The organism is Cryobacterium sp. M91 (genome assembly GCF_002929615.1).
Classification (GTDB): Bacteria; Actinomycetota; Actinomycetes; order Actinomycetales; family Microbacteriaceae; genus Cryobacterium; species Cryobacterium levicorallinum.
In genome coordinates, this window is record NZ_PJJT01000084.1 from 66,261 (window position 1) to 90,841 (window position 24,581).

At 60.4% G+C, this 24,581-nt stretch carries 20 protein-coding genes and 1 pseudogene; 13 read left to right on the top strand and 8 right to left on the bottom strand.

Going from position 1 to position 24,581, the window contains the following annotated elements; genetic code table 11:
* The first annotated feature begins 134 nt into the window (after window positions 1-134).
* A complete protein-coding gene (gene rpsO / locus CXY80_RS09735; protein WP_092112143.1) occupies window positions 135-404 on the top strand; it encodes a 30S ribosomal protein S15 in 270 nt (89 codons plus the stop codon).
* 168 nt (window positions 405-572) lie between these two features.
* Window positions 573-2,102 carry an amino acid permease gene (locus CXY80_RS09740; RefSeq protein ID WP_104132391.1) on the top strand — a complete coding sequence of 510 codons (1,530 nt, stop codon included), beginning with the start codon at window positions 573-575 and terminating at the stop codon, window positions 2,100-2,102.
* Here the strand turns inward: CXY80_RS09740 and CXY80_RS09745 are convergent.
* Complete coding sequence (locus CXY80_RS09745; RefSeq protein ID WP_104132392.1) at window positions 2,099-3,319, bottom strand: GAF domain-containing protein; 1,221 nt, start codon at window positions 3,317-3,319, stop codon at window positions 2,099-2,101. The genes CXY80_RS09740 and CXY80_RS09745 overlap by 4 nt on opposite strands.
* 165 nt (window positions 3,320-3,484) lie before the next feature.
* Between CXY80_RS09745 and CXY80_RS09750 the strand changes: the two genes are divergently transcribed.
* From CXY80_RS09750 to CXY80_RS09800, 11 genes and pseudogenes are all read left to right on the top strand, one after another.
* Complete coding sequence (locus tag CXY80_RS09750) at window positions 3,485-4,636, top strand: LLM class flavin-dependent oxidoreductase (protein WP_104132455.1); 1,152 nt, start codon at window positions 3,485-3,487, stop codon at window positions 4,634-4,636.
* Window positions 4,637-4,638: 2 nt separating this feature from the next.
* A pseudogene (locus CXY80_RS20750) lies at window positions 4,639-4,755 on the top strand (NADPH-dependent FMN reductase); the annotation flags it as partial.
* Between the two features lie 463 nt (window positions 4,756-5,218).
* Window positions 5,219-5,767, top strand: coding sequence for an NADH-quinone oxidoreductase subunit B family protein (locus CXY80_RS09760; RefSeq protein ID WP_104132393.1), 549 nt, complete (start codon window positions 5,219-5,221; stop codon window positions 5,765-5,767).
* Window positions 5,764-7,824: a hydrogenase 4 subunit B gene (gene hyfB, locus CXY80_RS09765; RefSeq protein WP_104132394.1), complete on the top strand. Its 2,061-nt coding sequence runs from the start codon at window positions 5,764-5,766 to the stop codon at window positions 7,822-7,824. Before CXY80_RS09760 ends, hyfB begins: the two co-directional genes overlap by 4 nt.
* Before the next feature lie 26 nt (window positions 7,825-7,850).
* Window positions 7,851-8,744 carry a respiratory chain complex I subunit 1 family protein gene (locus tag CXY80_RS09770; RefSeq protein WP_146070716.1) on the top strand — a complete coding sequence of 298 codons (894 nt, stop codon included), beginning with the start codon at window positions 7,851-7,853 and terminating at the stop codon, window positions 8,742-8,744.
* A gap of 56 nt (window positions 8,745-8,800) precedes the next feature.
* Window positions 8,801-9,391: a hypothetical protein gene (locus CXY80_RS09775; RefSeq protein ID WP_233195229.1), complete on the top strand. Its 591-nt coding sequence runs from the start codon at window positions 8,801-8,803 to the stop codon at window positions 9,389-9,391.
* 1 nt (window position 9,392) lies between these two features.
* On the top strand, window positions 9,393-10,841 hold the full coding sequence (locus tag CXY80_RS09780) for a proton-conducting transporter membrane subunit (RefSeq protein ID WP_104132397.1): 1,449 nt from the start codon (window positions 9,393-9,395) through the stop codon (window positions 10,839-10,841).
* Window positions 10,841-12,403 carry an NADH-quinone oxidoreductase subunit C gene (locus CXY80_RS09785; RefSeq protein ID WP_104132398.1) on the top strand — a complete coding sequence of 521 codons (1,563 nt, stop codon included), beginning with the start codon at window positions 10,841-10,843 and terminating at the stop codon, window positions 12,401-12,403. The genes CXY80_RS09780 and CXY80_RS09785 overlap by 1 nt, the downstream gene beginning before the upstream one ends.
* Before the next feature lie 415 nt (window positions 12,404-12,818).
* Entirely contained in the window at window positions 12,819-15,107 is a 2,289-nt protein-coding gene (locus CXY80_RS09790; RefSeq protein WP_104132399.1) for a polyribonucleotide nucleotidyltransferase, read from the top strand.
* Between the two features lie 179 nt (window positions 15,108-15,286).
* On the top strand, window positions 15,287-16,159 hold the full coding sequence (locus CXY80_RS09795) for an SGNH/GDSL hydrolase family protein (RefSeq protein WP_104132400.1): 873 nt from the start codon (window positions 15,287-15,289) through the stop codon (window positions 16,157-16,159).
* A 74-nt stretch (window positions 16,160-16,233) separates the two neighbouring features.
* Entirely contained in the window at window positions 16,234-16,569 is a 336-nt protein-coding gene (locus tag CXY80_RS09800) for a metalloregulator ArsR/SmtB family transcription factor (RefSeq protein WP_199182248.1), read from the top strand.
* Window positions 16,570-16,604: 35 nt separating this feature from the next.
* Here CXY80_RS09800 and CXY80_RS09805 read toward each other — a convergent pair whose 3' ends face one another.
* The 7 genes from CXY80_RS09805 to CXY80_RS09835 form a co-directional block, all read right to left on the bottom strand.
* Window positions 16,605-18,167: an NADH-quinone oxidoreductase subunit C gene (locus CXY80_RS09805; RefSeq protein WP_104132401.1), complete on the bottom strand. Its 1,563-nt coding sequence runs from the start codon at window positions 18,165-18,167 to the stop codon at window positions 16,605-16,607.
* A complete protein-coding gene (locus CXY80_RS09810; protein ID WP_104132402.1) occupies window positions 18,167-19,630 on the bottom strand; it encodes a proton-conducting transporter membrane subunit in 1,464 nt (487 codons plus the stop codon). The genes CXY80_RS09805 and CXY80_RS09810 overlap by 1 nt, the downstream gene beginning before the upstream one ends.
* The gene (locus tag CXY80_RS09815) at window positions 19,630-20,289 is read right to left on the bottom strand and encodes a hypothetical protein (protein WP_104132403.1); all 660 of its coding nucleotides are present in this window, start codon (window positions 20,287-20,289) and stop codon (window positions 19,630-19,632) included. Before CXY80_RS09815 ends, CXY80_RS09810 begins: the two co-directional genes overlap by 1 nt.
* Window positions 20,290-20,301: 12 nt before the next feature.
* Window positions 20,302-21,273 (bottom strand): respiratory chain complex I subunit 1 family protein, encoded by a 972-nt coding sequence (locus tag CXY80_RS09820; RefSeq protein ID WP_104132404.1) that lies wholly within the window; start codon window positions 21,271-21,273, stop codon window positions 20,302-20,304.
* Window positions 21,270-23,348, bottom strand: a complete 2,079-nt coding sequence (locus CXY80_RS09825; protein WP_199182249.1) for a proton-conducting transporter membrane subunit — start codon at window positions 23,346-23,348, stop codon at window positions 21,270-21,272. Before CXY80_RS09825 ends, CXY80_RS09820 begins: the two co-directional genes overlap by 4 nt.
* On the bottom strand, window positions 23,345-23,830 hold the full coding sequence (locus tag CXY80_RS09830; RefSeq protein WP_092449957.1) for an NADH-quinone oxidoreductase subunit B family protein: 486 nt from the start codon (window positions 23,828-23,830) through the stop codon (window positions 23,345-23,347). Before CXY80_RS09830 ends, CXY80_RS09825 begins: the two co-directional genes overlap by 4 nt.
* Window positions 23,831-24,018: 188 nt before the next feature.
* Window positions 24,019-24,483 carry an Lrp/AsnC family transcriptional regulator gene (locus tag CXY80_RS09835; protein ID WP_104132405.1) on the bottom strand — a complete coding sequence of 155 codons (465 nt, stop codon included), beginning with the start codon at window positions 24,481-24,483 and terminating at the stop codon, window positions 24,019-24,021.
* Window positions 24,484-24,581: the final 98 nt, after the last annotated feature.

Below are 24,581 nucleotides of genomic sequence, written 5' to 3' on the forward strand. Positions count from 1 at the left end.
AAACGGGAGGGTGTGCCGGTTTTACCCGGGTGCTCTGCTAGGGTATCAAGGTTGCCGTTCAACGGCCGCGGATAAAGAGAGCTCAGGCATCCTGCCAAGGGCACCGCGCAGTGAGAGAAAGGGGATCCCACTTTATGGCACTCGAACCAGATGCTAAGAAGGCGATCATCGAAAAGTACGCTACCCACCCAGGCGACACCGGGTCCCCGGAAGTTCAGATTGCAATGCTCACGCAGCGCATTCTTGACCTCACCGAGCACCTGAAAGAGCACAAGCACGACCACCACTCACGTCGTGGCCTGCTTCTTATGGTTGGTCAGCGTCGCCGTCTGCTCGGTTACCTGTCGGACATCGACATCACTCGGTACCGCACACTGATCGGCAGCCTCGGCCTGCGTCGCTAATTTCGCGCAGTTTAATTGCACGAAGTGAATGCAGCGTTGACAACGCGAACTTCTTCACAACGGGTCGTCACCTTTTAGGTGGCGGCCCGTTGTGTGTGCCGCCGCCGAGCGGGGGTAGAACAGCGGCTTGCTAACATAGGTGGTTGGCAATAACGAACGGAAATCAGCATGAGTCTTAGGCGCACCAAGAGTATTGAAGATTCGATAGCAGACTCGCTGGAAAAGGGCCACAGCCTCAAACGCACACTCGGCACCTGGGACCTCATGATCATGGGCGTAGCGGTCGCCGTCGGAGCTGGAATCTTCTCGGTCGGCGCCAAGGCAGCCGGCAGCTACGCCGGACCGTCGGTTACCCTGGCCTTCCTGCTCGCCGCCTTCACCTGCGCCCTCGCGATCATGTGTTACGCCGAGTTCGCCTCGGCCGTGCCCGTCGCCGGGTCCGCCTACACCTTCACCTACGCGACCCTCGGCGAGCTGCTCGCCTGGATTATCGGCTGGGACCTCATTCTCGAGATGCTCACGGCTGCCGCCGTCATCGCCAAATACTGGGGCATCTACCTCAGCACCGTGTTCGATCTGGCCGGCTGGAACATTCCAGCGACGATCACCGTGATCGGCCTCGACGTCAGCTGGGGAGCTTTCGTCATCGTCGCCATCTTCACCGCCCTGCTCGTGCTCGGCACCCAACTCTCCGCCCGCGTCGCCAGCGTCTTCACGATCATCAAGGTCGCCATCGTGGTCTTCGTCATCATCGTCGGCGCGTTCTTCATCAACACCGCGAACTACACGCCGTTCATTCCGGCCGAAGTTCCCAGGGCCGGCGGCGAGGGCGACGTCTGGATGCAGTCCCTGTTCTCCTTCATGACTGGGGCGGCCCCGGCGCAGTACGGCCTTTTCGGCCTGCTGGCCGGTGCATCCCTGGTGTTCTTCGCGTTCATCGGCTTCGATGTGGTCGCTACGAGCGCCGAAGAGGTCAAGAACCCGCAGAAGACCCTGCCGCGCGGCATCTTCGCCGGCCTGGCGATCGTCACGGTGCTCTACCTCGGCGTCAGTCTCGTCCTCACCGGCATGGTTCCGTACACCGTACTGGCCGACGACCCGAACGCCTCCCTCGCGACCGCATTCGTCGCGGTCGGCGCCGGCTGGGCCGCTCAGGTGATCTCGATTGGAATCCTGGTCGGCCTCACCACCGTGATCATGGTGCTGCTGCTCGGCCTGTCCCGCGTGCTGTTCGCCATGAGCCGCGACGGCCTGCTGCCGCGCTGGCTCAGCGTCACGAGCGAAAAACGCCGCACGCCGGCGCGCATTCAGATCATCTCCGGTACCGCCGTCGCTCTCATCGCCGGGCTCACCGACGTGGGGGTGCTCGAAGAGATGATCAACATCGGAACACTGTCGGCCTTCGTGCTGGTGAGTATCGCCGTCGTCGTACTCCGCAAGAAGCGTCCCGACCTGCCGCGCGCGTTCAAGGTGCCGTTCTCGCCGGTGTTGCCGATCCTGTCGGCCGTGCTCTGCGTCTGGCTGATGCTCAACCTGACCACCCTCACCTGGGCACGGTTCGGGGTGTGGCTGGCCGTCGGGTTCCTCGTCTACTTCGCCTACGGTCGCCGCCACTCCGTGCTCGGCATCAAGCAACGTGCGGCTGCTGCCGAAGCGGCCAGGGTCGAAGCTGGCGCCGCGACCAAGCGCGTCGACTAGCCGGCGAACTCGCCGTTCGTGTTCATCTCTTCCTGAATCATGAGGGCGAGCTGGCGCAGGAGGACAGCATCGAACCCCGAGTCCGCGCGCGGTTTCGGATCGAACACGCCGAGGGCGCCGATGCGCTCGCCCGAGGCCGCTTCGATGGGGAATCCGGCATAGAAACGCATGTGGGGCGCGCCGGTGACGAAGGCTTTGCGCCGCAGGCGTTGATCGGCGAGCGTGTCGGGCACGATGACGGCACCGCGTGCGCGCACAACCATCGCCGACATCGAATCGCTCCAAGCCGGGCTCGGCAAGGCTGGGCCGGCACTCGACCGAATCTGCAGGCGATTGCTGTCCCGAATAGCGAAGAGAGCGGATGCCGTGCCGAAAGACTGCTGCGCCAGCGCCACAATATGATCCAACCGGGTGTCACAGCCGCGTCTGAGGCGGCGCTGGTCACCGCCACGGATGGGCGCCGTGCTGGGCGTTGCATCGGTGGATCCGAGCGGTACCGGATAGCGGCTGCGCTGCACGACGTCCAGACGCCCCGCCATCTTCTTGGCCAGAAATTCGCCCCAGTGGCGATAATCGGTGGAATCCGACAGACCAGCGGAGGCTAGAAACTCGACGTCCGCCACGGGGACGAAAACGGAGCGACGCATCGACAGGCAGACCCGTTCGGTGATCGCGTCGAGCGATCGGGCGTGCCGGTCGGCGATTGTTCCGCCGAGGCTGTTGAAGATCGGAATGGCACGAATGGGTTGGATACCCTGAACGTAAATGTACGCGCTGTCATTCGTGTGTCGCTCGACAAAATTCAGGAGTCGAGTGAGGTTGGCCTGCCAGGTTTGCTCGGCCGTGAGGTGTAGGGCGTCACCGACGCCCAGAACGACGACGATCGCATCGAGGCGTCGAAGGTCAGCCCCGCGCAGTTGTACCTGCGCGGAGGCCAGCAGCCCGATCGAGCTGGCAATGAGGGCGACGTCAGCTCCGCGCTGCGTGCGCCCCGAAAGCGCCCGAACGAGCGAACCGGGCAACGCGAGGTCGTGGCTGCTGACGCCCCAGCCGGCGGCCGGCCCGCTGCCGAGCACGAGAATGCGATCGCTGTCGATGCCGGGGGAGTGGGCCACCGGGGTGTCGCTGGGCTGCGGAATGGTGACGCTGCCCTGCATGCTGATCGCGGCCCAGGCACGCATCATTCCGGCTGCCGCCACCCGCGCGAGTCCCTGCATCGGCGCATCCTCATTTCAGTCACTAATACTTTGTCTGACACTGGAACGTGTGCCACCCATTCTCATGGCACCAGTTCGGGGCGGTTTACTGCCGGGAATGCGGTCAACCCGGCCGCAGTTACTGGTAATATCAATGCAAACGCATTGATTTTCCTGGAGGTTTACATGCAGTTCGGAATCTTCACCGTCGGCGATCGCACCGTTGACCCCACGACCGGGCGGGAACCGTCCGAGCACGAGCGCATCTCGGCAATGGTCACGATCGCCCAGAAGGTCGAAGAAGTCGGCCTCGACGTCTTCGCCACCGGTGAGCACCACAATCCGCCCTTCGTGCCGTCGTCCCCGACCACCATGCTCGGCTACATCGCAGCAAAGACGCGCCGCATCATCCTCTCGACCGCGACCACCCTGATCACGACCAACGATCCGGTGAAGATCGCCGAGGACTACGCGATGCTGCAGCACCTGTCCGAGGGTCGGGTCGATCTCGTGCTCGGTCGCGGCAATACCGGCCCGGTGTACCCGTGGTTCGGCCAGGACATCCGTCAGGGCATCCCGCTGGCCCTGGAGAAATATGCGCTGCTGCGTAAACTCTGGCGTGAAGACGTGGTGAATTGGCAAGGCCAGTTCCGCACCCCGCTGCAGGATTTTCAATCAACGCCACGCCCGCTCGCTGGTGTGCCGCCCTTCGTCTGGCACGGCAGTATCCGCAGCCCGGAGATCGCCGAGCAGGCCGCCTTCTACGGTGACGGCTTCTTCGCCAACCACATTTTCTGGCCGGCCAGTCACACCCAGAAAATGGTCGGTTACTACCGCGAGCGGTTTGAGTACTACGGACACGGATCCGCCGAGCAGGCCATCGTCGGTCTCGGCGGCCAGGTCTTCATGCGCAAGAATTCCCAGGACGCCGTGAAGGAATTCCGCCCCTACTTCGACAACGCACCCGTCTACGGACACGGCCCGTCGCTGGAAGACTTTACCGAGCAAACCCCGCTCACCGTCGGCAGCCCGCAGCAGATCATCGACCGCACCCTCGGTTTCCGCGACTACGTCGGTAACTATCAACGCCAGCTTTTCCTCATGGATCACGCCGGTCTGCCGCTGAAAACCGTGCTAGAGCAACTCGACCTTCTGGGCGAAGAGGTCGTGCCGGTGCTGCGCCGCGAGTTCGCGCAGAATCGCTCGGCCGCCGTGCCCGCTGGCCCGACCCATGCTTCGTTGGTCGCGGAAGCAGCGAAAACGGATGCCGCAGCTCCAGCCTCCGGTTCGCGCACCGGGGCAGCCTCCGGGCTGTCCGCGTCGGCGAAGCTGGCTTAGTCATGGCCCCAACGACCCGCACCATCGCGGTGGTTACTGCGGGACTGAGCCCGCCGTCATCCACTCGGATGCTGGCCGACGAGCTCGCCCGGGCGACCGCTGACCGTCTGATCGAGCGATCCGATCGCTCCACCGCGGTGCGCGACCCCCTCGCTGTAAACCCGTCCTTCAGTCTGACGAACGGCTTCTGAGACCGATTGCCACGGCGAACGCCTCGTCTTGGAAAACAACGACGGCCCTGGCTTTCTCGGGGGCCAGAACTCCGGCGCTTGTACCGAGTTTTAGGCAGCTTTGGCCAGGTAGGCGTCGTTGAGGTAGCTGTCGATGTGGTCGTCGATAGCCCAAAATACTCGTATTCTGACGTTGGCACCGCCTGCTGCGTTATCCTCGCTGACCCAGCCAAATCATGAAAGCACCCAGCCGAAGTGTCGTCGCTGACCGTACACTACTGTCGGGTGTATAATTGACCAGAATAGATAAGATCATAGTAGGCACTCGTGCCACTGTTTCTTGATTTTGAACTTGAACTTGTCCTTGGTTAGCAGTCACCTGAACTTTAACGAGAGATAACGATAATCTTGCATGCGTGAATTTTTATCTAAAATCATTCAGACACCTCGGCTCTTGACGCCAACTCGTCATATTATGCAGCAACTACCAGAACTAGAAGTGATTGGTTCGGCCTTGCAGGATAACGTGCGACGGCTATTTAAGGGGTCGCTGGCTATACGACAGATTGATACTGGTTCTGACAATGCGACCGAACAAGAACTGGCAGCTTTAACGAACGCTTATTATGATATTGAACGGTTCGGTATTCACTTTGTCCCCTCTCCGCGCCACGCCGACATGTTGCTGGTGACTGGGCCGGTGACGCGTAACATGGCCGAAGCATTAAAGCGGGCGTATGATGCCACGCCCCATCCAAAGTTGGTGGTGGCTGTGGGTGACGATGCGATCGACGGTGGAATTTATAAAGGTTCCTATGCCGTGCTTGACGGCGTCAGTCAGGTTATTCCAGTTGATTATCAGATTGCCGGCGACCCGCCATCGCCATTAGTAATTATGCAATCATTGTTGGCGATTTTGGACGGAGCAAAAAAGGCTCCCAAACAAAAGGGCCAGTCATGATGAGCGCCCTTGCCTCTCCCACTATGTTGATCGCCGCGATGGCCCTGTTTGGGATCGGTGGAGTTGGCGCTGTGTTGCTCCGAAAGTCAGATCGGCTAGCGAATTACTGGTCGAGTGCCCTCGCACTGTTCGGGTCCGTCGCCGCGCTGGTATTTGCAGTTTCGATGCTGGCGAGTGGGCAGACATTTGTGGCCCAGATTACCAGTGATAGTTTTCCGTTGCTGTCGTTCGCACTGAACATTGACAGGTTGGCAGCTTTCTTTTTAGTGACAATTTCGATCGTAACGTTTTTTTGCTCACTGTACGGAATCGGTTACATCAAACAATATTATGGCCGCTACAACATCGGGTACTTGGGATTTTTATACAACCTGTTTATTGTGGCGATGCTGTTGGTAGTCACGTCGTCAAACGGCATATTTTTCTTGATCGTGTGGGAAATCATGTCCCTGGCCTCTTACTTTCTAGTGGCCTACGATCGTCATGACCCCGAAAACGTAAAAGCCGGTTTCTTATACCTGGTGATGACCCATATTGGCACGGCTTTCATTTTGTTAGCCTTTATACTCCTTTACGTTCACACGGGAAGCTTTGACTTCACGGTTATTCAAGCCGCGATGCCGACGGTGCCGGCGCATATCAAAGACAGCGTATTTTTGCTGGCGTTGATTGGCTTCGGCGTCAAAGCCGGCATTATTCCACTCCATATTTGGCTGCCGGCTGCTCATCCAGCTGCCCCGTCGCATGTCTCGGCGATCATGTCTGGGGTGATGATAAAAACAGGAATTTACATGATGATCCGGCTCTTTTTGGACGTCCTGCAGCCAGCTCCGCTTTGGTGGGGCATTGTCGTGTTGGTGATTGCGGTCGCATCGTGTGTATTGGGGGTTTTGTATGCTTTGACCGAGCACGACATAAAGCGACTGTTGGCCTATCACAGCATCGAAAACATTGGTATTATTTTGCTCGGAGTGGGCAGTGCATTGGTATTTTCTGCCCTTGGAATATCAGGGTTGGCGGTGCTGGCCTTGACTGCTGCGCTGTTTCATACCCTCAATCACGCGATCTTTAAGTCGTTATTATTTTTGAGTGCGGGCTCGGTCATTCATGCCACTGGAACTAGAAACATGGAAAAATACGGCGGCCTCATCAAGCTGATGCCAGCCACCGGGTTGTTCTTCTTAGTGGGTTCGATCGCCATTTCGGCGTTGCCACCGCTGAACGGTTTTTTTAGTGAATGGCTGACATTTCAGGCGCTATTTCAGGGTATCGCGCAGACTGACTTTTATATTAAGTGGCTGTTTATTGGGGTCACTGCCGCCCTGGCACTCACCAGTGGCCTGGCCGTGGCTTGTTTCGTTAAGGCTTTTGGTGTCACTTTTTTGGCCCGGCCGCGCAGTCAGCGAGCCGAAAAAGCCCACGAAGCTTCGGCGGTCATGATCGCTGGCATGGCGGGTTTGGCGGTCCTGTGCGTGGCTGTTGGCGTTGGCTCGTCATGGATTATCGCCCAGCTGCAAACGATTGCCCAGGGTGTTCTTTCGGCTGGTGACCACGCGACGCTAGTGACGGTCACATCGGGTCATATTCTGTCTATCGCGGAGGGTTTTGCTACCGTATCGGCACCGCTACTATCACTGCTATTGATCGCGGTGCCATTGGTGGTATGGACGATTACCAGGTTTGGCATCAACCGTTCGCAGCGTGTGACGACTGGACGGACCTGGGACGGTGGAACGGATCTCACTAGCCGGATGGAAATCACCTCAACTGGTTTTGCCCGCTCGATCATCCTTATATTTCGGGGCCTCCTGAAGCCAAGTTTGCAGCACAGTGTTGAATACGAAGACGCCGCCAGCCGCCTGATTCCCCGCTCTCGCTCGGTAACATTGAGCGTCCAGGATGTCTATCGTCGCTATCTGTATCGTCCAGTATTTATCGGCTTTATTCATCTGTCTCACTGGATTAAAAATGGTATCCAAAACGGGAACATTAATGCCTATATTTTGTACATCTTGGTGGTGTTGCTGGTAATGCTCGGATTGGTTGGTGTCTGGTGAGTTACCTCCTATGGATTATCCAGATCATGTTTGTGCCCCTGGTGGCGCCACTTGGCGTCGGCCTGATCAATAGCTTGAAGGCAAGAATTCAAAAACGGCGTGGTGCCAGTCTGTTGCAGCCGTACCGAAATTTGTGGAAGTTGTTTTACAAAGACGAAGTGATTAGCCGGGACGCGTCATTCATCTTTCGATTTGCGCCGTTTATCGCCATGGGAGTCACTATTATCGTTGGTGCCTGTCTGCCAATTTTTACGTCAACGCTCAGCACACCGATGAGTGATTTGCTGGCGGTTGTTTACACCTTGGCACTGGGGACGTTCTTTATGGCGCTGGCTGGTATGGACAGCGGCAGCGCATTTGGTGGTTCTGGGTCAAGCCGTGAAATGACGATATCGGCTATCGTCGAAGCATCATTCATTTCCTCGATTCTGACCGTAGCGTTCCTGAGTGGCACAACCAATATTGCCGTGATGTCTGCCGGCCTGTCGCCCGGTAGCGGCAACTTTTTGATCCCAATCGTGTTGGCCTTTGCTGCTTTTTGTATCGTGTTGCTCGCCGAAACTAGCCGCTATCCGTTTGATAATCCGGATACGCATTTGGAACTGACGATGATCCACGAGTCGATGTTGTTGGAGTTTTCTGGTAAGCGATTAGCTCTTATGGAATGGGCAGCTGCAAACCGGCTGCTTATCTTTTCAATTTTGGCGGTCAATTTATTTTTTCCGATTGGCATCGCGCACGACCAAGCGGTGCTGTCGGTGCTACTCGGCATTAGTTCAACCCTTTTGAAAGTAGCAATTGTGTACATCGTGTTGGCTGTTCTAGAGTCAACGATCGCTAAATATCGCTTCTTTCGTCTGCCGGACTTGCTGCTGGTGGCCTTTGTGTTGAACGTCGTTGCGATTGGGTTGGTCCTATGAACAGTCCACTGCTCGTCCCGATCTTGATAACGGTCATATATTTGACTAGCATTTATATGCACCTGGCTAAAAAAAACAATGGCGTCGCTGGCCTGTATGCGCTTCAATCGGTAGCCTTGGTGCTGCTGTTTGTTTCGTCGTTTCTTGCCAACCCAACCGTTTTACTTTTTCTGGTTATTATCGTGTCCATAATAGTAAAAGTGATACTGGCACCGCGCTTTTTTAACCGACTGGTGACGCGTCATAAGGTGAAGTTTACGGTAAGTTCATACGCTAATACGCCCGTTACGTTGATCGTTATTATGTTCATTACGGCTTTTGTTAATTCAGACGTTTTTTTGCCGATCACCGATCTTTCGGCTAGCAATAGTACGTATGTTGCGCTAGCGATTGCTGCCATGCTGGTGTCAATATTTTTGATGGTCAATCGTAAAAGTGCACTGTCGCAGATTGTGGGCGTGCTATCGCTCGAAAACAGTATTGTAGCGTTTGGCATTATTGCTGGGCTCGAGCAATCCGCACTGCTGCAGCTGGGTACACTGTTTGACATCTTTGTTTGGATGTTGGTCGCGACGGTCTTTGTGTCGATGGTGTATCGGCATACGGGTTCGCTTGTCGTCACGACCATGCGGCATTTGAAGGATTAATATGATTATATATATTGTCGTTGGTGGACTATTGACAGCGAGTTTGTTGAGCCTGCTGTTTAAAAACCGGGTTGTGGGCGCGGCCGCCAGCATTATCGCTCATGGGCTGGGGCTGATTGGCGCCGTCGTCCTCTGTTTGCGAGTGGCCTCCGACGGCGACTACATCCCCTCTCTGTTTACGCTGGTGGATCCACTCAGCGCGCTGACTGTGCTGATCATTTCTATCGTTGGTCTGGCCGCCAATGTGTACGCTGCCCCGTATTTAGACCGTGAAGTCTCGAAGGGAATTATTGGTCCCAAGCGCTTCCGGCAGTACTTTGGGCTGGTGAATTTATTCATGGCGTGCATGTTGTTATCGGTGACTGCCGCGCACCCGATTGCAGCTTGGATTTTTCTGGAGGCGACGACGCTGTCGACGGCCTTTTTGATTAGCTTTTATGACAGACCGTCAACGATCGAGGCCGCCTGGAAATATTTGATTATCAATTCAACGGGATTGCTGCTCGGGTTCTTTGGCGCGTTGCTGTTCTTTAGTGCTACTAGCCGATCTGGCCTTGATGGCTTTGTGACCTGGCAAAGTTTGCTCCAGCAGGCGCAGTCGATTGATCCAGGCGTCGTCAAGGTCGCCTTTGTATTTGTGCTGGTTGGCTTTGGCACTAAAGTTGGTCTGGCACCGATGCATGCCTGGAAACCCGATGCCTACAGTAAATCACCGGCTCCGGTTGGCGCCCTATTGTCGGGCGCGTTGCTGCCGGTTGCACTGGTGACGATTTTGAAGTTCAAGGTAATTACTGACACGGCCGTTGGGGGTGCGTTTAGTAGTCACCTGCTAATGGTATTGGGCGTGCTGTCGCTTCTCATTGCCGCCTTTAGTATTTTGACGATCCGCAACTACAAACGCATGATGGGATATTCGAGTATTGAACACGCTGGTCTGATGGCACTTGGTTTTGCGTTTGGCGGGCTTGGTGCCTTTGCTGCAATTTTACACCTGATATATCATTCGCTTATCAAAGCCGGACTCTTTTTTACTGCTGGTAACCTGCGGCTGTCGTTTCATTCGGCCAAGATTAAGAATGTTAGCGGCGCCCTGAAAGTGGTACCGGTCACAGCTGGTTTGTTTATGCTGCTGTTTTTGGCAGCAACGGGCCTGCCGCCGTTTGGCATTTTTATGTCCGAATTGTACATATTCGGGGCCGGTTTAAAGCAATATCCGATCGTGACGATTGTGGCACTGCTGGCCGTCGCGTTGGTGTTTGTCGGCTTTTTCCGGCAGGTATCGGCTGTGTTGTTTGGGGATCCGCCAGAGGGAGCGCAGGATGCAAAGTCGAATAAGTGGTTGCTGATCCCGCCTATTGTGCTGCTATCGCTGGTACTTGTTTTTAGCTTTTACCTGCCGCCCCCATTGCTCGATTTAATCAACGAAGCCGTCAGGAGGTATGACCTATAATGAACCAATTATACCCCGACTGCCTAACACAAATAGCGAATGTGACGAGTGATGGCTCTGTGCATCAGTTTGTCATCGAGTCGGCGGAAACTACCAAGACGTTGAGGCAGCTGCTTGAAAGTGACGATCTGACATTTAAGATGATAGATGCTACTCACGATAACCATCGTGAGTTCCGGTTGTACTATATTTTTACCGATACAAAACGGCATACGTTTATTGTTGCGGTGCTGCCGTTACTCGATACGATCGAATTTGCCACCATCGCGAATGTGCTCCCAGCCGCAGGTAGGTATGAAAACAAGCTGTGCGAAATGTTTGGACTGCACGTCACGGGCCGAGGCCCGTCGCAGCGCATGCTGCTACACGAAAACTGGCCAGAAAACCTGCATCCGCTGCGCAAAGACGTTAAGTGGGATTCGCGGCCCGAACCTGCAGGCGGTAACTACCAATTCCAGGATGTGAGCGGTGAAGGTATCTATGAAATACCGGTCGGTCCGATTCATGCCGGCATTATCGAGCCAGGACACTTTCGCTTTAGTGTGGCTGGTGAAGAGATCGTCCTGCTAGAGCCGCGCCTGGGCTACGCTCATAAGGGGAGCGAAAAGTTGTTTGAGCAATTACCCTTCGCTAGACAGATTATATTGTCAGAAAAAATCGCTGGCGATACATCATTTTCGTACTCATTGGCCTATTGCCAAGCAGTCGAGTCACTAGCTGGAATATTGGTTACACCCGAGCACGGCCAAGCGCGCGTCCTATTCTCCGAACTTGAGCGGCTAGCCAACCACTTTGGTGATATCGGCGGTATTATGCTTGATGCCGGGTTTAACTTTGGCGGTGCCGGCGGCGCTAGAATGCGCGAGACGATATTACGGCTGAATGATAAGTTGTCGGGCAGTCGTCTATTGCGCGGCATTAACACGTTTGGCGGTGTGGCGATTAGACTGTCACGGGCCCAAATCACGGACTTGCGGGCTGAGCTGCCTCTTGTCGAAAAGGATTTCGAGCAAGTTATGAGTATTGCCGAAAATACGGTGACGTTATTGAATCGGCTAAAAGGTACTGGCGTGCTTACGCTAGACGTCGCTGCTCGGTTTGGCATGATGGGCCCCGTCGGTCGAGCGAGTGGCCAAGATGTGGACGTTCGACGAGATTTTCCTTACGCCGGGTACGGTACGCTGCCTTCAACACTTGTTCCGGTCGAGACCAGCGGTGATGTGTACGCTCGGTTTAGGGTGCGGGTACGAGAAGTTGGTGTCTCTTTCAAGATAATCGACGAGGTGCTCAGTAGCATGTCGAGTATTGTGCCTATACCTTCCAACAAAACGATTAAATTGTGCAGAAATAGCCTGGGCATAGGGTGTACCGAAGGCTGGCGCGGCGAGATACTCTGTGTCGTTCACACCAACGCCGAGGGGGTCGTCTCGCGCGTTGCTGTTCGTGACCCGTCTTTTGTCAATTGGCAAGGAGTAAGCGAAGCCGCGTTTGGAGGAGTGGTTCCCGACTTCCCGCTGGTGAATAAGAGCTTCGGCCTTTCTTACTCGGGGAACGATACGTAGAAAAAGCAGACTCGCTGCTTTACACGAAGGTCCATTACCGGCTTCTCATCGCGCTCTGCACTGCCGATCATCCACCCGCACCCACCGAACTCAGGAACGCTCTACGCACCATCGACGCACCCGAGCTACCGTGTCGGCCGCTGAACCACGTAGTGCCTGTCAGCCGGTCTGATAGCATTGCAGAGGTCAATCCTCGGATTGGCCAGTTATCTGGAGCGGCCAGGTAGGACGCTGGTTATCGGTGGTGATTTTCCAACACGGTTTGCGTGGTGGTGAGTTTCCTCTGGTGGCCAGCAAATACGCTGCCTGACACTGCTCGCTGACATTGCACGCTGCCCAACTCGCCTGTCATACGGGCATGCGAGCCTTCATCGCCAGCATGGCGAGAAGCAAACTTAAAGGAGAAAACCCCCACATGGAGGGTCCAGAAATCACGTTCGCTGAAACCGTTATCGATAACGGCAAGTACGGCAAGCGCACCATCCGTTTTGAAACCGGGCGTCTCGCCCAGCAGGCGCAGGGTTCTGCCGCCGCCTACATTGACGACGAGACGATGCTGCTCTCCGCCACGAGCGTCAGCAAGCAGCCGAAGGACAACTTCGACTTCTTCCCGCTCACCATCGACGTTGAAGAGCGCATGTATGCAGCCGGCCGCATCCCGGGCAGCTTCTTCCGCCGCGAAGGTCGTCCCTCGACCGACGCCATCCTCACCTGCCGTCTGATCGACCGGCCGCTGCGCCCGTCGTTCGTCGATGGTCTCCGCAACGAGATCCAGGTTGTCATCACCGTTCTGGCCATCGAGCCCGACGAACTGTACGACGTGCTCGCGATCAATGCGGCCTCCATGTCGACGCAGCTCGCCGGCCTGCCGTTCTCCGGACCGATCGGTGGCGTTCGCGTCGCCCTCATCCCGGACGAGAACGGTGGCGGCCAGTGGGTTGCCTTCCCGAAGCACTCGCAGCTTGATGACGCCGTGTTCAGCATGGTCGTCGCCGGTCGTGTTGTCACGGACGCCAACGGCGCGCAGGACGTCGCGATCATGATGATCGAGGCCGAAGCGACCGACGCAGCCTGGAACCTGATCAAGGGCGGCGCCATCGCGCCGAACGAAGCCGTCGTTGCCCAGGGCATCGAGGCTTCCAAGCCCTTCATTAAGCAGCTCGTCTTCGCGCAGCAGCAGGTAGCGGATGCCGCCGCCAAGCCGACCGCCGACTTCGCGCTCTTCCCGCCGTACCAGCCGGCCACCTACGACGCGGTCGCCGCGCTGGCCTACGACCAGCTCAAGACGGTCTACACGATCGCCGACAAGGTCGAGCGTCAGAACGCTGACGACGCGCTCAAGGCATCCGTCAAGACCGCCATCGCGGCCAAGGTTGAAGCCGGCGAGCTCGACGCGAGCGCCAACAACCAGGTCAACGCGGCGTACAAGTCGGTCACCAAGCTCGTCGTTCGCTCACGCGTGCTCAACGAGGGCATCCGTATCGACGGTCGTGGACTGGCGGACATCCGTCCGCTCGATGCCGAGGTTGCGGTCATCCCGCGCGTGCATGGTTCGGCCATCTTCCAGCGCGGTGAAACCCAGATCCTGGGCGTGACCACGCTGAACATGCTGAAGCTCGAGCAGTCGATCGACTCGCTGAACCCGGTCACCAAAAAGCGTTATATGCACAACTACAACTTCCCGCCCTACTCGACCGGTGAAACCGGCCGGGTCGGAACGCCGAAGCGTCGCGAGATCGGCCACGGTGCGCTCGCTGAGCGTGCCCTGGTCCCCGTGCTGCCCACGCGTGAGGAGTTCCCGTACGCTATCCGTCAGGTCTCCGAGGCGCTCAGCTCCAACGGTTCCACCTCGATGGGTTCCGTCTGCGCTTCGACCCTGTCGCTGCTGAACGCCGGAGTGCCGCTGCGCGCCCCGGTCGCCGGTATCGCCATGGGCCTGATCAGCGACACCGTTGATGGTCAGACCCGTTACGCGGCGCTGACCGACATCCTCGGTGCCGAAGATGCCCTCGGCGACATGGACTTCAAGGTTGCCGGTACGAGCGAGTTCATCACCGCGATCCAGCTGGACACCAAGCTCGACGGTATTCCCGCCTCGGTCCTGGCCGGCGCGCTGAACCAGGCGAAGGATGCCCGCACCACGATCCTCTCCGTGTTGAACGCGGCGATCGACGCTCCCGACGAGATGGCGCCCACCGCGCCGCGCGTCATCAGCGTGCAGATCCCGGTCGACAAGATCGGCGAGCTGATCGGCCCGAAGGGCAAGACGATCAACTCGATCCAGGACACCACCGGTGCCGACATCTCGATCGAGGAAGATGGCACCGTGTACATCGGAGCCGTCGACGGGCCGTCAGCCGAGGCCGCTCGCGCCCAGGTCAACGCCATCGCGAACCCGACCAACCCCGAGGTTGGCGAGCAGTTCCTCGGAACCGTCGTCAAGATCGCCGCGTTCGGTGCCTTCGTTTCGCTGCTCCCGGGCAAGGATGGTCTGCTGCACATCTCCGAGGTGCGTAAACTTGCTGGTGGCAAGCGCGTCGAGAATGTCGAAGACGTGCTCGGCGTCGGCCAGAAGGTTCTCGTGGAAATCACGAAGATCGATGACCGTGGCAAGCTCTCGCTCGCTCCGGTGCTCGATGAGGCTGCTGACACCGAAGGTCGCGCTGCGGCTTCCGACAGCGCAGACGCTTCAGTCGAGGTTTAGTACTGACGAACACCTTGCCCCAATAGATCTCCCGATCACCTCTCGCCAGGTCGGTCGGGTAGACGGAAGGCCCGCACTGCTTGCAGTGCGGGCCTTCTCGCGTCCGCCTTGTGGCGTGCTGCAGAAGGGGATCATTTACGCGCCTTGCCGAGTCTGATGTCGGGGTCTACGTTCGTCGCATGACAAAACAACGCTTGGTTTCACGATTCCTGCCGCGCCTCAGTGCCGTCGCTGTGCTCACAGCGGCCCTGCTGACTGGCGCGGTGAGCGCCCCGGCGCTCGCACACACCTCGCCGACCAGGCCGGCCGTGGTTGCCGGCCCAGCCGTCAAGGCCCCTGCAACCCGTTACGTCGCGCTCGGCGATTCGTTCACGTCTGGTCAGGGCGCCCCGCCGTACGTGCTCGACGGTACTCCGTGCCTGCGTTCCAAGCAGGCCAGCTACCCGATTTTTGCGAACCTGGTCAGTCCCTTCAAACGCGTGTCGAATAAAGCATGTTCCGGGGCCAGCACAGCGGATGTTCCCGCTCAGCTCGTCGGGGTCAGCAAGGAAACTGCTCTGGTCACGTTGACCGTCGGAGGCATCGACGCCGGCTCCAACATCGTTTTGGCGGCGTGTGCGCCCGACCCGGTCAGTACGATCTGCCTCGGTACCATCCAAAACAGTGTCGCCCAGCTGAACGTTCTCGCCCCCAAGCTCGTGGGCACCTACGGTCTCGTGGCGGCGACGTTGCCGCAGGCGAAGATCGTGGTGCTCAGCTATCCGCGGCAGTTCAAGCCGGGATTCTCCCCGCTGGGCGATATGCTCAACGGGGCCACCGACGCGCTAAACACCGTTATCGTCGGATCCGTCGCGGCGATGGCGACGCCGCGCGTCCGCTTTGTTGATGCATCGCAGGAATTTGCCGCACACGGCGTTGGGTCGCGGGTTCCGTACTTCGCATTTGATCCGCTGAACCCGTACGCGCCGGCCAACTTTCACCCGAACGCGCTCGGCAACAGCTTTGGTTGCACTCGCGCCCTCGTGCATGACGGGGTGCTGCGTGTCCGTTAGCGCCGATTCAGCGTTAAGCATTCAGCGACGGGTATCTAGTTGAAAGAATCATTAGGTAGCGATATACTAAACCTGTGTTGTCCTCTGGTTTGCCCGCCGCCCAATTGAAGTCCGACCTGTTCAAGGCGCTCGGGCATCCGCTGCGGGTGCAGGTTTTGGAACAGCTCGTCGCCGGCGAACGTTCGGTGGGGTCACTCGCCGAAGCCCTCGGCTGCGAGCTGTCCAACCTGTCCCAGCAGCTCGGTGTGTTACGGCGGGCCGGCGTAGTAGTGACCCGGCGCGAGGGCAACTCCATTTTCTATGCCCTGCGCGATCAGGGTGCGGTGGAGCTGCTGACCGCGGCCAAGCGCATGGTGCTGGCCAGCCTCACCGACTCGCACGCACTCCTGCGCCACCTCGAACAGGAGTAGGACGCGCCCGCCGCGGTCAGCTCACGCGACGCGGCCTACAGGTCGTTGCCGGCGTAGGAGAGGTTGAAACTCTTGTTCGCGAGTGGAAAGTCGGGAACGATTGTTTCCGACAGGGCCTGCGGCACAGCGGGCCAGTTCAGGAACGACGGGTCGACGATCTTGACCCGGGCGAGCGTGCCGTCGGCGGCGAGTTCGACCCTGTGCGTTACAGTACCCCGCCACGCCTCGACCAGAGCCAGCCCGGTGCCGGCCGAGGTCGGGTTCAGGCTGTGCGCGGTGCCCGTGCGCCCCTGCAGTCGCTTGAGCAGGTCGAGCAGGATAGCGGTCGACACCTCGACCTCCCGAGCGCGCACGGTGTAGCGAGCGAGCACGTCGCCGCCGTCCTCGGTCACGACGTGAAAGACCTCGCCGAGATTGACGAACGGATGCTCAAGGCGGGCATCGGTGTCGATGCCGGAAGCTCGGGCGACATAGCCGAGCGTGCCAAGCGTGGTCGCATGGGCGCGGGAAAGGCGGGCCGTGCCGGTGAAGCGGCCACGCACGATGGCGTGGCCGAGCGTGATCTCGGCTAGTTCGGCCATGGCTGCGGCAATATCCGCCAGATCGTCGGAGCTCGGCAGGGCGTTGACCCTGGTGCCACCGACGCTGAGGGCGCTGCGGAGCAGACGATGCCCGGTGACTGACTTGTTGATACGCATGAGTTGCTCACGCAGGCCCTGAGCCCGCGCGTCAATGATGCCAAAGCCCACATCGTTGGCGAGCGAGCCCAGGTCTGTGACGTGGTTGTACAGCCGCTCAAGCTCCAAGAGCAGGGCGCGCAATAGCCGGTCGGGTTCGGAAACCTCGATGCCAGCGGCCTGCTCGACAGCCATGACGAATGCGAGGGAATGGCCGACGGCAGTGTCCCCGCTAATTTGCTCGGCGAGCAGCACGCCCTCGGCGGCGCTCTTGCCCTCGAAGACCTTCTCGACTCCGCGGTGCAGGTACCACTGACGGGCTTCCATGCGCACGATCGTCTCGCCGACGACCGAGAAGCGAAAGTGTCCGGGCTCGATGATCCCGGCGTGAATCGGTCCGACGGCGATCTCATAGACCCCGGGACCTTCGACCGGGACAAACGGGAAGGATTCCACGTCGGGCTCGAACTCGGGTACGACCGAGTTGGCCTTGAGCATCGGATACCAGCCGCGCGGCCAGTGGCCGTGGCGCACCAGGCGGTGAGGCTGCGGGTGATCCCGTGGCTCGACACCGTACAGATCGCGAATCTCCCGCTCGAAGTTGCCGGCCGAAAATGACAGTTCGGCGAGGCTGGGAATCCAGGCGTCCGTGCGGGGCACGCTCACTGACAGGTCAGCGCGCAGTGAGGGGTCGGCTCCGACAAAGGAATATACGATGCGAAACTGGTCGTTGTCTTCGTGACACGCGATCAAGGCCAGACGGCTGCCGGCATCCAACAAGGCACCGGCTGCCGTGGCCAGCCTCGAACGGTCGAGGTGACGTAGCTCGGCACCGTCGCCGGCGGCCAGTCCGCGTTCGGTGGAGCGGCCTGAGGCTAACTCGTCGGCGGCGTGGTCTTCAGGGGTCCGCTCATCGCGCATCAGTTGGTACCTCCCAGAACGGCTGTGGCCTGCAGCAACAGAGTGCCGACCGGCTCGGCCACGAAGGCGATCGTCGTTGTGGTCGCCAGGGCCAGAATGATGGGCAAAATCGGCCCATGGGTGGAATAGTCCGGGGTGAAGGCTTGCGGGCTCGGGGGCACCGTGGCCGCGGGAGCGCCGATGGTCATCTGCACGGTCAGACGGGTGAAGGCGGCGAAGATGACGAGCAGCAGCACGAGGGCAGCGCCGACGACTCCGCCAAGTCCCACCGACCAGCCGGCCATGATGATGCCGACCTCGGAGAAGAAGATGCTGAACGGGGGAAAGCCTACGATGGCCGCCATGGCGATCAGCCACGGGATGGCGAGCCCGGGTCGTCGCACCAGCAGGGCCCGCACATCGGCGATCACCGGGGTGCCCTCGATCTTCAGGATCCGTCCGGAGAGGACGAACAGGGTCGCCTTGATCAGACCATGGCCGAGAATGTAGAGCAACACCGACGGGAGGGCAGCTGGGCCGATGGCCACACCGATTGCCATGAGGCCCATGTGTTCGATGCTGGAGTAGGCCAGCATCCGCTTGTAATCGCGTTGCCGAATGAGCAGGGATGCGGCAATGAGCAGGGAGAGCAGGCCAGCGATGCTGAGCATGGTGCGCAGAAACTCCGGGCCGATCACGAGGTTGGTGATCGACTGGATGCGCAGGATGGCGTAGAGCGCAACCGAGAGCAGCACGCCGGACATGAGGCCGGAAACCGGAGCCGGGGCCTGGCTGTGGGCATCCGGCAGCCAGCTGTGCATCGGGGCCAGGCCGGATTTGGTAGCGAATCCGAGCACGGCGAGGGCGCCGCCGGCCGTGATGAGTGCCGGGTCGAGGCCTCGCGTGGACTGGCTGAGGAGTATCCAGGAGAGCGTCGGGGTATCGGTGCCGACCGAGGCGGCGTAGATCAGCACGATCCCGAGCAGCGCGATGGCTACACCGACCGAGCCGAGAATGACGTATTTCCAGGCGGCTTCGAGCGAACGACGGGTGCGGTGGTGGCCGACCAAAAAGGCGGTGGCAATGGTCGTGGCCTCGACGGCGGCCCACATCAGGCCGATGCTGTCGGCGAGCACGGCGAGGGACATCGCGGCCAGGAACAGGGCGATGAGTGCCTCGTAGCCGGCGGCGTTCTTGGTGCGGCTGGACGCGGCACTGCTGAGGCCGCCCCAGGTGGAGATGAGCCCGACCGCTCCGACGACACTGAGCATGTAGGCCGAGAGGGCGTCGGCACGCAGTATTCCGCCGCCGCCTTCGGGGATATCGCCGTTCAGGACGGCGCTGATCAGGAACAGACCGGAGACCAGCACGGCGCTCGACGCTGCGACGCCGACGAAGCGTCGCAGCGATGAGCCGCGCAGCAGCAGGCTCAGGGCTGCGAAGACGAGCGGGCCGACCAGGGGAATCCACAGAACAAATGACATCAATCGTGCAACTCTCTGAGCTGATCGACGGCCGTGCCGCCGAACTTGGTGCGCATGCGGCCGGTGAACACGTGCAGAATCAGCACGACCAGCAAAACGTCGAGGGAGACCGCGAACTCGAGCAGAATCGGCACACCGCCGCTGGTGAGGAACGTCGTGGTGGCGATGCCGTTGTCGAGTACCAGAAAGCCGATCAGCTGCGAGCGGGCCCGGCGGCGGCTGATCAACAGCAGAAAGCCGATCAGTACCATGGCGAGCCCGATCGGAGCGGCGTGCCCCGTGCTGCTGTCGCCTAATCCGAAGACTCGGCTGACGACGACGTAGCTGAGGATACTCAAGAGTGTGACGGCGAGCAGAGCGGCCGTGGGGTTGAGTCGGGTCGATTCCTGAATCTGTTTGATCGACGCCTTGGACTGGTACGCGAGCACCCAGGGCAGGCCGATGCCCTTGACCGAGAGAATGAGCAGCGACACCAGCCCCAGTTCGGATTCGCCCTCGGCGATGCCGATCACGGCGACAAGCGCGGCCAGGGCCACGCCCTGCAGCGCGAGCAGACGGATGGACGCCAGTAGGGAGTGTCGCCAGACCATGAGCGCGCTGGTCAGCAGCAGGGCTCCGGTGCACAGGCCGATCAGTTGGGGAAAGAAAGTTTCAAACACGACGGATGCTCCTCAGGCGACCAGATAAGAGGCGGTAACGGCCAGGAAGGCGAGGGCGAAGGAGCCAGCGAGCAGCTCGGGCACCTGGAACAGTCGTACCTTGGCGAGAAAGATCTCGCCGACGCTGAGCAGCACCCCCAGCACCAGCACCTTCACGGCGATCGAGACGACGCCAATTAGGAGGCCCAGGGCACTGAAATCGGTGACGATGCCCCACGGCACGATCAGGTTGCTGACCAGGCCGAGCAGGGCGGCCAGCTTCAGCCAGGAGCCGACTTCGAGCCAGGCGAGGTCGCGTCCGCTCGCTTCGAGCGTCATCGCCTCGTGCAGCATGGTCACCTCAAGGTGGGTGCCGGGGTTATCGATGGGCAGTCGGGCGGTCTCGGCCATGATGGCGATCGATAGCGCGACGAGGGCCAGCACGCTGACCGGCGAGATGATCAGCTCGGGGGAGAGCAGCCGGGTTTCAACGATGACCGACAGGGTGCTGGTTCCGGCCGGAATTGAGAACGCGTAGACCGAGAGCAGCAGGGTCGGCTCAACCAGCGCGGCAACCGTCATGTGTCGGCTGGACCCCATGCCGCCGAAGGCGGTACCGCCGTCGAGGCCGACAAGGGCGAGGGCGACGACGCCGATCAGCATGATGGAGACAATGACGAACAAGTCGCTGGGAATCAGCGCGAACGGAATCGTACCGACGAGCGGCAGCAGCACGCAGAGCAGCAGGCTCGACACGACCAGGGCGACCGGACCGACTCGCAGCATCCAGCTGCTGTCGGTGCCGCGCACCGGGTTCTTCGCGAGCAGTTTGCGCAGGTCGCGCCAGGGCTGCCAGATTCCGGCGCCGGCGCGGCCCTCGATGGTGGCTCGCACCTGCCGGATCACACCCATCAGCAGCGGGGCGAGGAACACGAACAAGACAACCTGCACGAGGGCGATGATGATGGCGCTGACGTCCGTGGCATTCGCGTCGTAATTGTTCATAGGGAGACCACAATCAGCACGATCAGCAGCGCGACAAAGGAATAGGAGAGGTAGCGGTGGATGCTGCCGTTGGCGACGTGCCGCACGACCACGCCGTAGCGCTGGAACAGGTTGAGCACCGGACGGTACAGCCGGGTTTCGATCACATCGGAGACGCTCTGTTCCACCCGCACGCGTTCCACCAGATAGCGGGACTCGGCCACGTGGGTGACCTGCACGTCACGGGAGGGCTTGAGCACGTCGTCGAAAACGCGAACCAGCGGCTCCGCATACGACGTCGCGGTGTACTGCATGCGTGGCCGGGCTCGAGATCCGCCGCCACCCCAGGGCAGGTCGACGATACGGTGCGGATGCCGGCGGGCCGAGACGATGATCGCGACGATCACCGGGATGGCGACGAGGGCCGACAGGACGACGAGCATGATCGGGTCGAGCACAGCGCCGATGCCCGGCAGCGATACCCCGCCGAGTCCGACCGACCGCACCGCGGCCGTCGGGTCCGAACTGACCGTGGTCGCCACGAGGGTGGCGATCGGTCCCGGCAACAAGCCGAGAGCGAGCACGGCCAGGGCGCCGAGGGCGAGTGAAATGCGCATCAGTGCTGGCACTTCCCGGGCGTCCGCTGCGGCGCTGCTTCGTGGTCGGGCCAGGAAGGCGATGCCGTAGGCCTTGACGAAGGTGAGCAGCGCCAGACCGGCGGTGAGGGCGATCACGGCGACGGCGAGCGGCATAGCGACGGATGCCGCGACCGAGACGACCGCCCCATCGAGGCGACCGCCGTGAATGAGTGACTGCAGCAGCATCCACTCGGCGACGAAACCGCTCGTGATCGGGATGGCGGCCGCGCCGAGGCTGGCGATGCCGAACGCGGCGGCAGTGACGGGCATACGGGCGCCGAGGCCGCCGAGCCGGTCGAGGTTGCGTTCGCCGGTGGCGTGGATAATGGCGCCAGCACCGAGGAACAACGTGGACTTGAATGCGGCGTGGCTGACGGCGAGCAGCAGGGCGGCGACGAGCGCGGCATCCGCTGCCGCTTGCGCGTCGTAGCCGCGCAGCAGCATGCTCGCGCCGAGGCCGAGAAAGACCAGACCCATGTTCTCGGTGGTCGAGTACGCCAGCAAAACCTTGAGGTCACTCGACACGGAGGCCTGCAGAATGCCGTACAAAGCGGATGCTCCACCGACCAGCATGATCGCGATGCCCCACCAGGCCGGACCGTCGGGCAGCAGACGCACGCAGACCAGCAGGCCGCCGTAGACGCCGATCTTGACCATAGCGCCGCTCATCGCAGCCGAGACGTGGCTCGGGGCTTCGGGCAGTACCCGGGGTACCCAGACGTGCAGCGGAACGAGTTCGGCCTTGCCGCCGAAACCGAGCAGGAACAGGACAAAGGCGACGTTCGCGGCCCAGTCACCGGGTTCGATCGCCTGCAGGCTGGTGAAGCTGGTGCCGCCCGAAGCGGCGGCGAGCACGGCGAATCCGGCGAGGATGAAGAAGAAGCTCAACTGTGACATGGCTGAGTACCAGATGCCGGCCGAGGCGACCGAGGCGCGGCTGGCGTGATCGGCCAGCAGGAGCACGGTGGAGCCGAGGGTCATGACCTCCCAGGCCAGCAGGAACGACACCGAGTCGGTCGCCGCGGGAACGAGCTGCATGCCCACTAGGAACACCGGCATGGCGACCCAGGCGGTGCGGCTCGCGTCGGGTCCGCTGGTCGAGCTCATCGAGTAGAGCGAGACAAGTATGCCGACGCCCGACACGATGAGCATGAACAGACCGCCGAGACGGTCGGGGGCCAGCAGCAGTGGGTCCATCGGCAGGGCCAGGGGAATAAGCAGGCCGCCGGTCGAGCCGAGCATCGCGGCGAGGCCGGTGACGAAACCGGTCACGGCGATCAGGGTGCAGAGGATGCCGCCGGCCCGCGACCGCAGGGACGGTGCGGCCAGCAGGGCGGTCACCACGGCCAGCGCGCCGAGGCCCAGTTGCAGCAGGAGCCCGGCTCCGATACCCGTTTGCATGAGCAGGCCCGTTCCGGTCTCGGTGTGCAGCAGGAGCCCGGCTCCGCTACCCGTCATCGGCCGGTCATCCGGCGCAGGGCCTGCACGATCTCGGTTGGTTCCGGCGGACTGCCCGGTACCTCGATATCGACGTGCACGAAATCAGAAACGGGCCCCATAATGCCGTAGCCGTCGCGGAAGGCGCCACCGTGGATGGCGCAGTCGCCGACCACGATCACAAACCGGGGGGTGGGGGTGGCCTCGATGGTGCGGCGCAACGGCTCGGCCATATTGCGAGTCACGCTGCCGACGATGAGTAGCACGTCGGCATGCCGCGGCGAGGGCACCAGGCGAACGCCGTAGCGTTCCACGTCATAGACCGGGCCGAACGCGGCAGAAACTTCCAGGGCACAGTCATTGCAGCCGCCGGCGTTGATGTAGCGCACCTGTACGCTTCCGCCGAAGACTTCGGCTCCGGGAAACAGGGGCGGAGCGGTCGGTGCCGGTTCGGCGATACGTCCGCCGTGGCGAATGAGCGTGGCCAATCGAAGGAAGCTCATCGGAGCCCCTGGTCTGCATGCATGTTCACGAAGCTGGAGCCTTCTGTGGGGAGCGCGAAAGTCGAAGGTGCTGGGCAGGCGACGGATTCTGCGGTGCGTCTGGTTGGGTGCAAGACTACCAGCGCGATTAACTTCATTACTTCTTTATATAACTATATAAAGAATTTAGCAAATAGATCGAATCGTGCTTAGGCATGCCGGTCGAGCAGCGGGGTGAGGCGATACGGGATGACCTCGCCCATCGCGAGCGAGGTTTCGGTGCGCTCGACCCCATCACAGGCGAGGATCGTGCCATCGATCCGAAACAGATCAGCGGCATCCGTGCAGACCACGCGCACGAGCAGATCGGCCTGCCCGCTCATGCCGTGCGCCTGCACGATTTCGGGAATTTTGGCGAGATCGATCACGATTTGAGCGAGGCGCTTCTGCTGCACATGCACCTCGATGAACGCGGTCAGCGGGTAGCCCAGAGCGGCCGGATTGATGCGGCGGTCGAAGCCGAGAAAGGCGCCAGAATCTTCCAATCGCTTCATGCGGGCCTGCACGGTGTTGCGCGACAGCCCCAGGGTGTCGGCGAGGGCGACGAAGGTGCTGCGCGGGTCGGCCGAGAGGGCTTGCAGGAGCTGTGTGTCGGTCTTGTCAAGGCTGTACATAGTGCAAAACTTTAACACGGTCCGACGAGTCTGAATAGGGCACTCTGCTCACTTTTTTCGTCAGTGGTTGTGCTCCTTGCGGGGTCGACGTAGGCTCA